We start from the raw sequence: 14464 nt of genomic DNA, 5'->3' as shown, positions 1-14464 counted from the left end.
AATAATTATATACATTTGCGGCGTTGATTGATGGTAATACATTGAATAGAAATATTAATCTTTAAACTTAGAAGAGTATGAAAAGGACTTTATTATTCACCGCTTTGGTGGCGTTCATCATGTCTTTCTCTATGAATGTGAACGCTCAGATGAAAGCTTCGGACAAGGATTTCAAAAATCAGCAAAAGCATGAAAAGGTATTGAACAAGGACCTTGAGAAGAAAGCAATCAAGGCAGCCCGCAAGGAAGCCAAGAAGCTGACGAAGGAAGGTTTCCGTACGCCGGTAGGTAAACTGCCTTTGGATAAACAGCTCGAGAACGCATGGCAGAAGCAGGCCGAAATGGATATGGAAGGCAATCCGTTCTGGTATATCGCTTCGTCCAGAGCTATTGGCGGTAACCAGTCTTCTGCAGCTTTGCAGGCTACAAACGCTGCCAAAATTGACTTGGCCGGACAGATTCAGACAAAGGTTTCACAACTGATTGAGGCAAAGGTGGCCAACGACGATATGGGTCAGGAAGAGGCTGCCAGCCTGTCCAACGTAGTGGCTGCCAGCAAGAGCATCATTTCCGGAACATTGGGCCGTACCATTCCTTTGGTAGAGGTGTACAGAACTTTGCCCAACAAGAATGTGGAAGTGATGGTAACCATCGGTTACAGCATGCAGACTGCCAATCAGGAGGCTATCAAGGCTATCCGTCAGGAACTGGCAGGCAAGTCGGAAGAACTGGCCAAGGAATTGGACAAACTGGCTGAATAAGAAAACACGGGAAGAATATAATTTGATTTGAATGGAAAGGAAATATCTGATTGTTTGGATGTTCCTTCTGACACTGATGGCTGCAGCGCCTTTGTACGCACAAAAAACCGTAAAGGTGAAAGGCGTACAAGGGCGCTGGCAGGTTAGTGACGACATCACGCTGAAAGAAGCCGAGGAACGTGCATTCCTGGAAGCCAAAAAAGAGGCTCTGCGCAAGGCAGGAGTCATGGAGAATGTGTGGTCGGTCTTCGGGCAGATAACGCAAGAAGGTGGTGATGAGTTTCAGGAGGCATATTCGCAAATGAATGTGTTGGCCATCGGTGGAATGGTGAATGTTACGAAAAAGAAGGTGGAAGAATTTTGGGATACCTCTACCAAGAGCCTGTTTAAGGTAGTGACGATTGACGCAATAGTGCAGAAGGATGAAAGAGTGGACAAATCGTATGCGATGGAAGTCAAGGGTGTGTCCAGCTTGTACAAGGAAGGTGACGTGTTCACCTGCCGGTTGAAGGTTTACGGAACAGATTCGTATCTGAAATTCTTCTGGTTTGACAGCGACGGAGGCGCTTTGCTTTATCCCAACGGTTATGAAGGAAACCAGCAGCTGAAGGCCGGAAAGGAATATAAGATACCTTTCAGCAACATGGTGGATTACCGGATGGAGAAACGGGGAGCCAGCAGTGAAAAAATCAATATGATGTTTGTGGCTACGAAAGAAGACATTCCTTTTACCGGTGAGGTGACCTATCAGAACGTGTTGAAGTGGGTATATGCCATTCCCAATGACCGCCGTTGCGCTACGTATGAAATGGTATTGATCAAATAAAGTATGTTGTTATGAAAAAGGTTCTAAGTTGCTTGTTGGCATTTGCAGGTTGTCTGACCCAGTCGGGCCTGTTTGCACAGGATATAGAGAAGGAATTTGCAGAATTCGAAAAACAGCAGAATGCGGCGTTTGAACAATTCAAGAAAAAAGCGGATGCCGATTTCGAAAACTCCTTGCGCCAGGCCTGGGAGGAATTCGACGCCTTCAAGCCGCTTGAAACTCATCTGAGGTTGGAACCGCCCCAGCCGGTTGTGTTCGATCCCAAGGTGCCTGCAACGGAGCCGGTTGCTGTGCCGGTAGGAGAAGAACGCACTCCTGAAGATACGTACGAGCCTGTTGAAATAACTATGCCCGAAGTGGAGCCGGCCGGTGATGTGAAGCGGACGTCTGTCTTGTTCTACGGTGTGAGCATTGAACTGTTTACTGCTCCTGCGGCAGGCCTGCAATTGAAGGGAAGTAGTGAAGCCGATGTTGCCGATGCCTGGAAATATCTTTGTAAAGAGCCATATGAAACGATGCTTTATGACTGCCTGTCGGTCAAGAAACAGTATCATCTGAATGATTGGGCCTATTTGCTGTTTACAAAGGCGATAGGTATGCAGTTATATGGTGCCGATAAGGCTGACCAGATTACTTTCCTTCAGATGTTCCTGTTGACCCAATCGGGTTATAAAGTACGTTTGGCCAAGATAGATGGCCGTTTGCGCTTGTTGATAGCTACGGCCGACAATATTTATGGTGTTCCCTATCTGACGATGGACGGTTTGCGATATTATGTCTTTGAACCTTTCAAGGACGGATCTATGAGTATTTATACCTATCGGAACGATTTTGCCGATGCCAAGAACCTGATAAGCCTGCGTATGGAGCAGGCGCCTGAATTGTCAGGAACGAAGGAAGATCGGGTATGGAAACCTGAAAACGCTTCGTGGAGCGTACGTACTTCTGTAGACAAGAATCTGATTGATTTCTATCGTGACTATCCTCAGTGTGACGTAGCTGTTCACTATCATACTCCCATGAGTGTGTCACTTTGTGCGGAATTGTATGCACAGCTGAAGGAAGCCGTTGCCGGAAAAGGACAGCGGGAAGCCGCTGCTCTGTTGTTGCATTTTGTACAGACGGCTTTTCCTTATCAGACGGACGGTGAACAATTCGGTTACGAGAAACCCAATTTTCCCGACGAGACTTTCTATTATCCCTATTGTGATTGTGAGGACCGCGCCATGCTCTATGCCGTATTGGTCCGCGATTTGTTGGGACTGAAAGCCGTGTTGCTCGATTATCCTAACCACATTGCTTCGGCCGTATGTTTTACCGAAGATGTGTCGGGTGACTACATCCTCTTGGACAACGGGCAAAAGTATATTATCTGCGATCCTACCTATATCGGTGCTCCGGTCGGGGTATGCATGGAGCAATATAAGAATGTGGCTCCCGGAATAATCCGGTAGTGTTAAATATTATAATATTTGTCGTTCTCGCCGCAAAAATACGCTGGATTGCAATGTTGATATTGCAAAATTGTGTATTTTTGCGGCGTGATAAACACAATATGGGCTAGTATTTAACATACAATCTTATTATATCATGCAAAGATTAATTAATGAAATTCTTGAACGCGCCAAGGCCGACCGCCAACGCATCGTTCTTCCTGAAGGTACAGAAGAACGTACCTTGAAAGCTGCTAATCAGATTCTGACTGACGGCATTGCTGACCTGATTCTTTTGGGTAATCCTGATGAAATCCACGCTTGTGCCAAGGAGTGGGGGTTGGGTAATATCGGTAAGGCTACCATCATCGATCCTGCCAACCATCCGAAGCAGGAAGAGTATGCACAGTTGTTGTGCGAATTGCGCAAGAAGAAAGGCATGACTATCGAGGAAGCCCGTAAACTGGTGCTTGATCCTTTGTATTTGGGCTGCCTTATTATCAAGAATGGTGATGCCGACGGTCAGTTGGCCGGTGCCCGCAATACGACGGGTGATGTACTGCGTCCGGCTTTGCAAATCATCAAGACTGCTCCGGGCATCACTTGTGTTTCAGGTGCCATGCTGTTGCTGACTCATGCTCCTGAATATGGTAAGAACGGTATTCTGGTGATGGGTGATGTTGCGGTAACTCCGGTACCCGATGCATCTCAATTGGCTCAGATTGCTGTATGTACAGCCCGTACAGCTCAAGCTGTGGCAGGTCTTGATCCGAAAGTAGCACTGCTGAGCTTCTCAACGAAAGGTTCTGCCAAACACGAAGTGGTAGACAAAGTGGTGGAAGCATTGAAATTGGCCAAGGAAATGGCTCCCGATATCGCCATCGACGGCGAACTGCAGGCCGATGCAGCCCTGGTTCCCGAGGTCGGTGCCAGCAAGGCTCCGGGTTCATCCATTGCCGGTCATGCCAACGTATTGGTAGTGCCCAGTCTGGAGGTAGGTAATATTTCTTATAAACTGGTTCAGCGCTTGGGACATGCCGATGCTGTAGGTCCTATCCTTCAGGGTATTGCCCGTCCGGTGAACGACCTTTCACGCGGTTGCTCCATCGAAGATGTATATCGCATGATTGCCATTACAGCCAATCAGGCTATCGCTGCAAAAGCCAACAAATGATGAACCTTGGATAAAAAGTAAGATTATGAAAGTATTAGTATTGAACTGTGGCAGTTCTTCCATCAAGTATAAATTGTTTGACATGGACCACAAGGCTGTTATAGCCCAGGGTGGTATTGAAAAAATCGGTTTGCCCGATTCTTTCCTGAAATTTACCTTGCCGAACGGTGAAAAGAAGATTCTGGAAAAGAACATTCCCGAGCATACAGTCGGTGTGGAATTTATCCTGAATACCCTTGTATCTCCTGAATATGGTGCTATCAAGTCGCTGGACGAAATCAATGCCGTAGGCCACCGTATGGTACATGGAGGTGAAAAGTTCAGTGAATCGGTTTTGCTGACAAAAGAGGTGCTTGACGCCTTCACTGCCTGCAACGACCTGGCTCCGCTCCATAATCCTGCCAACCTGAAAGGTGTCCGTGCCATCGAAGCTATCCTACCGAATGTTCCTCAGATTGGAGTATTCGATACAGCCTTCCATCAGACAATGCCCGACTATGCCTATATGTATGCGGTACCTTATAGATTGTATGAGAAATATGGTGTACGTCGTTATGGCTTCCACGGAACTTCTCACCGTTATGTATCAAAACGTGTATGCGAGTTCCTGGGTATTCAGGCCGAAGGTACAAAAATCATTACCTGCCACATCGGTAACGGCGGTTCCATTTCGGCCATCAAGGACGGTAAGTGTGTAGATACCAGCATGGGCCTTACTCCGCTCGAAGGTCTGATGATGGGTACACGTAGCGGTGATATCGATGGCGGTGCCGTGACATTCATTATGGAGAAGGAGCACTTGGATGCTGCCGGTGTATCCAATCTGCTTAACAAAAAGAGTGGTGTGATGGGTATTTTCGGCAAGTCGAGTGATATGCGCGACTTGGAGAATGCTGTGGCTGCCGGTGATCCGAAAGCCATTCTGGCCGAGAATATGTACTTCTACCGTATCAAGAAATACATCGGTGCATACGCAGCCGCTTTGGGTGGTGTGGACGTGATTGTCTTCACTGGTGGTGTAGGTGAGAACCAGGCATCGGCCCGTTGGGGTGCTTGCTCCGGTTTGGAATATATGGGCGTGAAACTGGATGCCGAGAAGAACAAAGTACGTGGTGAAGAAGCCATTATCTCTGCCGACGATTCGAAGGTGAAGGTGGTGGTTATTCCTACCGACGAAGAGCTGATGATTGCTTCGGATACCATGACTATTCTGAACAAAAAGGCCTGAAATACAAACTGAACAAATAGGGAAAAGCCCTGAAGACAATGTTCTTCGGGGCTTTTTTTTAACATAATCTTAATGCTTTTCTTGGAGGCTTTTGCCTATCTTTGTCTGAAAGAAAAGCCCAATTTATATTATTAAATAGAGAATTAGTTATGAAAAGATTGACTTATTTGCTACTTTTTGTCCTGATGGCGGGGATGACTTACGCCCAGCAGGCCAAGTATGTATTCTTCTTTATCGGTGACGGTATGGGAGTGAACCAGGTAAATACAACAGAAATGTTTCAGGCCGAAATGGAGAACGGCCGCATCGGTACCCAGAAGCTGCTGTTTGGGTCGTTCCCGGCTGCGGGAATTGCCACTTCCTATTCGGCCAGCAATTCGGTGACCGACTCCTCGGCCGGCGGTACGGCCTTGGCTACCGGTTCGAAGACCTACAATGGTGCTATTGGGGTAGATGTCAACAAGGAGGCTTTGGAGAGCGTTGCCTATCAGGCCAAGAAGAGTGGTAAAAAGGTAGGTATCGCTTCTACGGTCAGTGTAGACCATGCCACACCGGCTGCTTTCTATGCTCATCAGCCGGATCGTAATATGTATTATGAGATTGCGCTGGAATTGCCCAAGAGCGGTTTCGATTTCTTTGCCGGTGCAGGTTTTCTGAAGCCTGATAAGACTTATGACAAGAAGGATGCTCCTTCCATTTATCCGATTATCGAGAAAGCGGGTTATACCATTGCACGCGGTCTGAAGGAGTATGAAGAAAAAGCTTCTTCGGCCGAGAAGATGGTGCTGCTTCAGGCTGAAGGCGCGGCTGCCGACTGCTTGCCGTATGCTATCGACCGCAAAGAAGGTGACTTGACGCTGGCACAAATCACGGAAAGCGCCATTGACTTCCTGACGAAAGACAATAAAAAAGGCTTCTTCCTGATGCTGGAAGGCGGTAAGATTGACTGGGCTTGTCATAGCAACGACCCTGCTACGGTAGTAAAAGAGGTGATTGACATGGACAATGCCATCCGTGTGGCCTACGAGTTTTACAAGAAGCATCCGAAAGAGACGCTGATTGTTGTTTCTGCCGACCACGAGACTGGTGGTTTGGGTATGGGCACCGGAACGTATACGCTGAACTTGAAGGCACTCGATTGTCAGAAACAATCTGTTGAGGCTTTGTCACGCCGCATTACTGACCTGCGTCGTAACGAGCATGCTTCTTGGGAACAGGTTAAGGAACTCTTGTCTGAGACAATGGGATTTTGGAGCAAACTGCCTCTGACATGGGAGCAGGAACGTGCGCTGCGCGACGTTTATGAGACTTCTTTCGTGAAGAACAAGGTCGCTTTCAAGGAAACGCTCTATGCCAAGACCGAACCGCTGGCCGTAACCGCTAACGAAGTGATAAGTCAGATTGCTCACCTGGGATGGACCAGCAGCAGCCACACGGCCGAATATGTGCCTGTTTATGCCATCGGTGCAGGTTCCGACTTGTTTATGGGCAAGATGGACAATACGGATATTCCGAAGCGCATTGCCAAAGCGGGAAGATATTGATTTAGGTATTAAGATAAGATATTAAGTATTAGGCATAAGGTGTGAAGAGCAAGTTTCACACTTTATGCCTAATATTTTATAATTGCGTCTCTCCCTCAATGTAGTTCTCCAGGAAGAGATGTTCGCCGTCGAACACGGCATACGAGAAGCAGTTGATCCAGTCGCCCAGGATGACGACGCGCGAGGTGGCGTTCAGCATCAGGTCCAGCTCGATGTGGCGGTGGCCATAGATGAAGAAGTTGATATCCGGGTGGCTCTTGAGGTAGTTCTTGGTGTAGAGCACCAACGGTTCCTTGTCTTCTCCCATATAGTCCGGTTCCTTGCCGTCCACCCGTTTCAGGCGGCTGTGCTTGGCCCATGTCAGTCCCAGCTCCACACTCCAGCGGGGGTGAAGCGAGGAAAACAGAGTTTGCAACGTATGGCTGTGAAAGACAGCGCGCAGAAACTTGAACTTGCGGTCGGGGTCGCCCAGCCCGTCACCATGGGCCAGGTAGAATTCCTTGCCATGAATCTCTGTGGTCAGCGGCTCGCGGTGCAGGATGACGCCGCATTCTTTCGTCAGATAGTCGCCGCACCAGATGTCATGATTGCCTGTAAAGAAGTGTACTTCCACTCCGAGGTCCGTCAGTTCGGACAGCTTGCCCAGAAAGCGTGTATAGCCTTTGGGCACCACCAGCTTGAATTCGTACCAGAAGTCGAACATGTCGCCCAGCAGATAGACGGCCGAAGCCTTGTGCTTGATGCTGTCCAGAAAGTTCACCAGCCGGCGTTCTTGCGTACGGCCGTGCTCGATGGCACGCGAACCCAGATGGGCGTCGGAGAGGAAATATACATTCTTCATAAGGCGTATTCGTTTAGTTATTATTTGAACAGTTCGTCCAGATATTTGTAGAAGGCGGGGTCTTCGCCTACCACAATCTTGGCCACCTTGCCTTCGGGATCGATGACAATCTTGGTGGGATAGCCCTGTATGCCATACTTCACCGTGATGTCTGCCTCGTCCGTATTGCGCACATGCAGCCAGGGCAGTTCATGCTTCTCTACCGCATCCTTCCATTTCTCTTCCGTGTCGCGGCAGTCCACGCCCAGTATCTCCATGCGGTCCTTATACTTTTCGTAGTATTTCTTCATGTCGGGGATGCCCTTGATGCACCAGCCGCACCAGCTTCCCCAGAAGTCCAGCACCACATACTTGCCGCGCAGGGACGACAGGGTGAGGTCTTTGTCTTGGAGGTCCTTCAGCGTGAAGTCGGGGGCTACGGCTCCTTCGACCATATTCTTACGCGCTTCTTCGCGGGCTTTCTGCCGCTCGATAGCTTCTTTCATGGCCTTGTAGAGGGGAGCCATCGGGCCGTTCTGTGCCTTTTCGCCGATGAGGTCGAGCAGGTCGCCGGCGGTTTTGCCAAAGTCGGATATCAGATAGACGGAGATGTCTTCATCAGGGTGCTGGCGGATGTAGTCTTCCTTTACCTTTTTCATGTCGGCATTGATCGGCTCATAGATTTGACGCAGGGAGTCGAGGCGTTCGCGTGTCATCATGCCTTTGCTTTGCATGTCCATGATGACTTGTGTCACTTTGTGCATCTTGTCCTCATAGGGCTTGTATAGGGCCCGTACTTCTTCGTAGGCCTGGTGGAAGGCATTGCCTTTCATGTGGTAGTCGTCCATCGAACCGCTTACTTCCACCGTTTCGCCGGGGAAGGTTACAACTGTGATGGTTTTGCGAAGTGATGCGGCGGCGGCTCCGTTACGGGGCTGGGCGTAGAAGAAGGCCTCCATCGGCACGCTGTCGTTCTCCAGCTGGCAGGTGAAGCTTCCGTTCTGCAAGGCGATGGTGTCGCGGTGTATCGTGCTGCGGCTCAAGTCCGATACGGCAAAGTAGTTCACAATCAGGGTGTCGCTCTCTACGCCGGTCAGTGTGCCGGTGATGGTTGTTTGTTTCTGTGCGGGCTGGCAGGCGCAGAGCAGTGCCGTACAGGCCAGCAGGCCAAGTGTTTTCTGTTTCATGATATGCTGTTGTTTTTGTTATAAGAATCCCAGTTCCAGTTTGGCCTCTTCGCTCATCATGTCCTTGTCCCATTCGGGCTCGAAGACCAGGTTGATGGTGGCCGAGGCCACACCTTCGATGCTCTCTATCTTCTGGCGGATGTCCTCCATGATGAAGTCGGCCGCCGGGCAGTTGGGCGCCGTCAGCGTCATGTCGATGCTGACATTGAAGTCGTCTGTCACGTCAATCTTGTAAATCAGGCCCAGGTCGTACACGTTGACGGGTATTTCGGGGTCGTATACGGTCTTGAGCATCGCCACAATCTTTTCTTCTATTTCAAATTTTGTCATAATCTTGCTTCTCTTTTTCGTGAAGCAAAGCTACGCTTTTTTTGCGAGACAGCCAAGAGGCGTGTGCAGGGAAGGGAAGAAAACATTGCTTTTTGTGCCTCAAAACATTGCTTTCTTTGGTGGAAAACATTGCTTCTTTCGGTGGATAACATTGCCGCATTTCGGGCACGTCAAACGATGTTCTGCTCGATCTGCTATAATGCAGACATCCTGCCGACGGGATGTGCGATTCCTGTCGGCAGGATGTGTACAGGGCGGAGCGGGGATGTGCACTCCTTGTCCGCCGTTATTTTTCTGTTATAAACTCAAATTGGTTATTAGAAAGATTGGAAACTTTAATGATTGATTTAGGCTTAACAATACGGCAACTGTTTCTTTTTAATATCGTATTCTCTTGTTTCTACGATTCATGTGGCTTGTAAAAATAGACGAAGCTTTACTTTCATTTAACATGTTAGTGCTTTTACTTAAGGAAATCTGTTGGCAGATGATTTTTAGTTAATACACCTCGTTTGTTCAGTAACTTGAACGATGGGAATCTGAATATTGAAAGAACTCCCATCTTTCTTAGAGTTTACGGGTGTGATTGCACAGGCGGCATACAAAACGATTGGTTCGTCATTTTCGTCCAAAAGCAATTGGGGACGTTCCAAACGGTCTACATCAATCCATCCACCGTTCTTCAACTTTATTTTCTTGTCCATAAACAATGAGTTTTCAGGCAGTTTCCAATGAATGCCGTCCTTTGACTCCATGATGGCCAATCCCGGTTTCCCTTTAGTGAAGGATCCCGTAAAGTCCTTGAATACAGCATAAAAATAAGAATCTTTATGGTGATACCAGACAAACGGGTCTTCAGCGTTCAGTTTCCTTCCGTCTTCCGTCTCGAAATCGAACACATAATCGTCCAGGACGGTAAAAGGACCTTCTGGGTTGTCTGCAAGGGCAACGCCATGTATTCCCCTCCAATGGGGATCGTAAACGTTTCCCTTGAAATAGAGCAGATATTTTTTGTCGGAAGGTCTGTATACTACAGAAGGATTGACCATAATCAGATTGTCGGGTTTCATTGCAGTACCTTCGGGAGAGGGTTCCAGCACATTGTCCGGCTTCACCCTTGTACGGGGGAGAAGCAGAGGTCTCTCGTTGCAGGCTACCTTGCCCTCCAGAAAATCCTGTATTGTGTTGAAACACATAACGCCGACTGTCAGGCTCTGTTGAATCCGGTCCCTCCTGTTCACTTTCCCTTTCACGCGGGCTGATGCTCCGGGATCCCTGGCACCTATGTAATACAGATAATATTTTCCTCCGAAATGCTGAATGTGCGGGTTGTGTACCGTTTGGGCATCCCAGGAACTGGAATCCGGTCTATACCCGTCCTTGTTGTAACAGATACCCAAATCCTTGTATCCGCCATAAGGTGAGTCTGATACGGCTATGCCGATTTTTGATCCCAGAACCCAGGCGTCCGCAAACGGAGGATATTCATCTCCCGCACCCATTGCCGAATAGAACAGATAATATTTACCGTCCTCCACGGCACGGATGGCCGAACCGCACCAGACAAAATGACTGTCCAGTGAGAAGGCTGAAAAACCGACTGCCACACGTGAATCCCCCCTTTTTTCAATCCGCAGATCCACTTCGCCGCTCCCATACGTTTTCGGGGGCATTCCGGCAAAAAACAGGGATAGACAAAACAACGGAACGGCCAGCTTTAGGGTATTTGTCATAACACTTCCTTATTTTTACGGTTATAGATACGGGGACAATATGTCACCCCCAGTCCGTCATAATGCCTTTTTATCTTTTCAAGGCGTATGCAGAATCTGTCATAATTCATGTTTTCTCTCCGGCTCCAGGCGATTTCAGCCACTGCGGCCAAGCGCGGAAACAAGGAATAGTCCATTTGGGGAATGGTCACCAGATATTCAGTCCACAAGTTGGCCTGTACTCCCTTGATGTGTGCCGCTTCCTTTTCTTTCAGTACGGAAGGAACCGGGTTGTAGTTATATACCTTTTCCAAGGAAATCAGACGTTTTTTGATACCGACACTGTCTTCCGCACCGAGCTGGTGACAATTCAGATACATATATACGTTGGGAGTCATGATAACATCATACCCGGCCTGTGCAGCCTTTATTCCCCCGCTTTCACCCCTCCAGGACATGACTGTCGCTCTTTGGGGAATTCCTCCTTCCAGTATTTCGTCCCATCCGATGATTTTCTTTCCCTTTCCGTTCAGGTAGTTTTCAATACGGTTCATGAAATAGGTCTGCAATTCGGCTTCGGTATCCAGCTTTTCCTGCCTCATCCGATTCTGGCAGTGTACGCAATTTTTCCAGCGGATGCGGGGGGCTTCATCACCGCCCAGATGGATATATTCCGAGGGGAACAGGGAGGTTACCTCATCCAAGATATCCTGAAGAAACTGAAACGTTTTTTCCTTGGTACAAAAAATGTCATTGAAGACTCCCCAGCGGCCCTCCACTTCAAACGGGCCACCGGAACAGGAATATTCCGGATAAGCGGCCAGTGCGGCCACGCAGTGCCCGGGCATTTCTATTTCCGGTATGACTTCCACAAAGCGTTTCTTTGCGTATTCCACCACTTCCTTTACATCCTCCTGCGTGTAAAAACCTCCGTAGCGTTCGGTATCCCATTCTGTCGGATTGTCCCACATGAGCCCTTTGATTGTCTTGTTCCGCCAGCCGCCCGTTTTCGCCAACTTGGGATATTTCTTGATTTCGATACGCCATCCCTGGTCGTCCGTCAGGTGCCAATGGAAAACATTCATTTTGTGGAAGGCCAGCAAGTCAATATAGCGTTTCACATCTTCCTTGCCCACGAAATGGCGGGAAACGTCCAGCATCATGCCACGGTAGAAGAAAGAAGGGGAATCCTCAATAGATACGCACGGAATCTCCCATCTGGCATCTTCCGCGCGTGCTGAACCCTCAATGGCAGGGGGGAGCAGCTGGCGTAACGTTTGGAACGCATAAAAAATGCCCTTGGCCGTTCCGGCTTCTATCTGTATGCTTTTTGTGGAAACATTCAGCCGGTAGGCTTCTTCAGCCAAGGTTGGATTCAGTACACACCGGATGACATTTGAACTTGTCTTTCCGGCCGTTACTTCAGGGGTATATCCCGCTGCCGTTGCAAACAAATCCCGCCATACGTCCACCGCATCAAGCAGGCTGTCTGTAATCTCGGGAAACATGATCACAGTCTTTTCGTTTACAGTAAAATGCCCTTTTCTTTCCACGCATTTCTGGGGTGCGGGAATAATGGATATTGAAGTTTCTGCCATTATCCGGAGAGGCAGCAATAACAAAAGTGTAAGATATAAATGCTTCATTGTTCGTTCCTTTTTTATTTCTTTTTTGTCAGTTCCTTGTTTTTAGGATAGTTGGGGCTATACAGCAAATTGGTCTTACGGATAACCAATTTATCGTCTTTTACCCATTCATCACCGCGTTCTCTCAGATGTTCCACCATCACCTTGCGCATTCCATCCAGTTTTTCCTGCCAGGAAGATTCTCCGGAAAGATCATGTAATTCCTGCGGATCGGCCTTCAGATTGAACAATTGTTCCTTACCGGTACGGAAGAACCAGATATACTTGATTTTTCCATCTGTCAAAGCACACCAATAGTTGTCTGCAAAATATGCCGTAGAATGCTCTATGTCGATATATTTTCTCCACTTGGCATTCTTGTCATGAAATAATGGGAGCAGGGAAAGCCCGTCCATGTCTTCGGGAATTTTCTCTTCATTTATGGCAAGGAAGGTGGGGAGCAGATCGCGCAATTCCACAGGAGCCTCGATTACCTTTTCCGCTTTCAGGCCGTTCTCCATTTCCCTCGGCAGTTTTACGATGAACGGAATGGCCGATGAGCCTTCATAGGCATAAGTCTTTCTCCACAGGTGGTGGTCGCCCAGCATATCCCCATGGTCGGAGACAAAACAGATCAAGGCGTTGTCATACATACCCTTTCTTTTCAGTTCATCGATAATCCGCCCTATCTGTTCGTCAATAAAGGTTATCGACGCATAATAGTATTTGCGTGAATTCCGGGCATATTCAGATCCGAAATTCCCGGTTGCCGCCTCCGGCTTGTTCTCCGGATGTGTGTCCAAAGGCATGTCTTTGCACCATTCACCCACAGCTGGTGCCGGAATCTCTCTTTCGGCATACTTGTCCACCACTCTTTGGGGAGGGTCATAGGGGCTGTGCGGACGGGCGAATGAAATCTTGAGAAACAGAGGCTGGTCTGAACTGTATCCCCGTATGGCCTCCACTGCCCTGTCTGCCGTCCATACGGTTGGGTGCAAATGTTCCGGTAATGCATAGGCTTTGGCCTCATGGGCATTCCATTCCACTCCCGTACTGTCAGGGTTCAGGCCGAAAGCCTGTGTATTGAACCATTTCCTGTAATCACTCATGAAATAGGGGGATTCCACACGGCCACTTTCATCGAGCAGAGTTGCTTCAAAGCCGTGGAGAGCATTCTGTGGGTGCCAGTGCATCTTGCCTATACCCAGAGTATGATATCCCAGGTCCTTCAACATTTGGGGCATTTCGTAACAATAATGTTCCGCCACTTGCCCGTATCCCAGAAGACCATGATGCCATGGGGACATCCCCGTAAGCATTCCGGCACGTGCTGGAGTGCTGCTTGGAGACGCACTGTACGCATTGCTGAACAGATGTCCCTCCGAGGCCAGACGGTCCAGGTTGGGAGAGATGACCGCTTCGTTCCCGGCACATCCCAATGCGTCGGCACGTTGCTGGTCGGTCATTATCAATATAATATGGGGGTGTATCTTCGTTTGTGAAAATACGTTCAATGGTAAAGATACAAGGCATGTGCTTCCAGCCGTATAAAGTATGATGTTTTGAAAACTTTTCATGTGATTTTTGTATGTATGTTATTCTGATGAAAAGTATCCCGTCATTGATATGAATTTTATTAATGACGGGAGTTGGTAACATTTTGAATAGCTTTTGGTTATATTAATCAGCGTGGTTTGAAGTTTGATAATACATATTTGTCCTCATTGTGTATAGAACCGTCACCGAGAAGAGCTATGTTTAATAGATAATTTCATTAGTGTCCCGTTAAAATGGGACGAGTTAAACAATTAATCAAAAAGCCCC

General features: G+C 48.3%; 12 protein-coding genes. 6 read left to right on the top strand and 6 right to left on the bottom strand.

The genetic code is table 11. From position 1 onward, the window contains the following. The first annotated feature begins 77 nt into the window (after positions 1–77). The 6 genes from RDO88_RS00060 (at position 78) to RDO88_RS00035 (ending at position 6966) form a co-directional block, all read left to right on the top strand. Positions 78–761, top strand: a complete 684-nt coding sequence (locus RDO88_RS00060) for a hypothetical protein (RefSeq protein WP_307757404.1) — start codon at positions 78–80, stop codon at positions 759–761. 31 nt (positions 762–792) lie between these two features. Further along, complete coding sequence (locus RDO88_RS00055) at positions 793–1587, top strand: DUF4384 domain-containing protein (protein WP_307757403.1); 795 nt, start codon at positions 793–795, stop codon at positions 1585–1587. 11 nt (positions 1588–1598) lie between these two features. Beyond that, positions 1599–3041, top strand: coding sequence for a hypothetical protein (locus tag RDO88_RS00050; RefSeq protein ID WP_307757402.1), 1443 nt, complete (start codon positions 1599–1601; stop codon positions 3039–3041). Between the two features lie 136 nt (positions 3042–3177). Continuing rightward, positions 3178–4194, top strand: a complete 1017-nt coding sequence (pta, locus tag RDO88_RS00045) for a phosphate acetyltransferase (protein ID WP_307757401.1) — start codon at positions 3178–3180, stop codon at positions 4192–4194. A gap of 25 nt (positions 4195–4219) precedes the next feature. Then, complete coding sequence (locus RDO88_RS00040; RefSeq protein WP_307757400.1) at positions 4220–5422, top strand: acetate/propionate family kinase; 1203 nt, start codon at positions 4220–4222, stop codon at positions 5420–5422. 149 nt (positions 5423–5571) lie between these two features. Beyond that, entirely contained in the window at positions 5572–6966 is a 1395-nt protein-coding gene (locus RDO88_RS00035) for an alkaline phosphatase (protein ID WP_307757399.1), read from the top strand. A 76-nt stretch (positions 6967–7042) separates the two neighbouring features. Here the strand turns inward: RDO88_RS00035 and RDO88_RS00030 are convergent, their stop codons facing one another. The 6 genes from RDO88_RS00030 to RDO88_RS00005 form a co-directional block, all read right to left on the bottom strand. Beyond that, a complete protein-coding gene (locus tag RDO88_RS00030) occupies positions 7043–7807 on the bottom strand; it encodes a metallophosphoesterase (RefSeq protein ID WP_307757398.1) in 765 nt (254 codons plus the stop codon). Between the two features lie 20 nt (positions 7808–7827). Continuing rightward, positions 7828–8973 carry a redoxin domain-containing protein gene (locus tag RDO88_RS00025; RefSeq protein WP_307757397.1) on the bottom strand — a complete coding sequence of 382 codons (1146 nt, stop codon included), beginning with the start codon at positions 8971–8973 and terminating at the stop codon, positions 7828–7830. 18 nt (positions 8974–8991) lie between these two features. Then, the gene (locus tag RDO88_RS00020) at positions 8992–9303 is read right to left on the bottom strand and encodes a metal-sulfur cluster assembly factor (protein WP_021847760.1); all 312 of its coding nucleotides are present in this window, start codon (positions 9301–9303) and stop codon (positions 8992–8994) included. A gap of 494 nt (positions 9304–9797) precedes the next feature. Next, a complete protein-coding gene (locus RDO88_RS00015; RefSeq protein WP_307757396.1) occupies positions 9798–11036 on the bottom strand; it encodes a glycoside hydrolase family protein in 1239 nt (412 codons plus the stop codon). Beyond that, complete coding sequence (locus RDO88_RS00010; RefSeq protein WP_307757395.1) at positions 11033–12613, bottom strand: family 20 glycosylhydrolase; 1581 nt, start codon at positions 12611–12613, stop codon at positions 11033–11035. Before RDO88_RS00010 ends, RDO88_RS00015 begins: the two co-directional genes overlap by 4 nt. A 62-nt stretch (positions 12614–12675) precedes the next feature. Beyond that, positions 12676–14217 carry an arylsulfatase gene (locus RDO88_RS00005; RefSeq protein WP_307757394.1) on the bottom strand — a complete coding sequence of 514 codons (1542 nt, stop codon included), beginning with the start codon at positions 14215–14217 and terminating at the stop codon, positions 12676–12678. Positions 14218–14464 lie beyond the last annotated feature (247 nt).

It is taken from the genome of uncultured Mediterranea sp. (assembly GCF_902493215.1).
GTDB lineage: Bacteria > Bacteroidota > Bacteroidia > Bacteroidales > Bacteroidaceae > Bacteroides.
The sequence above is the reverse complement of the archived record's forward strand: the minus strand, read 5'-3'. Positions and strand labels throughout refer to the sequence as shown.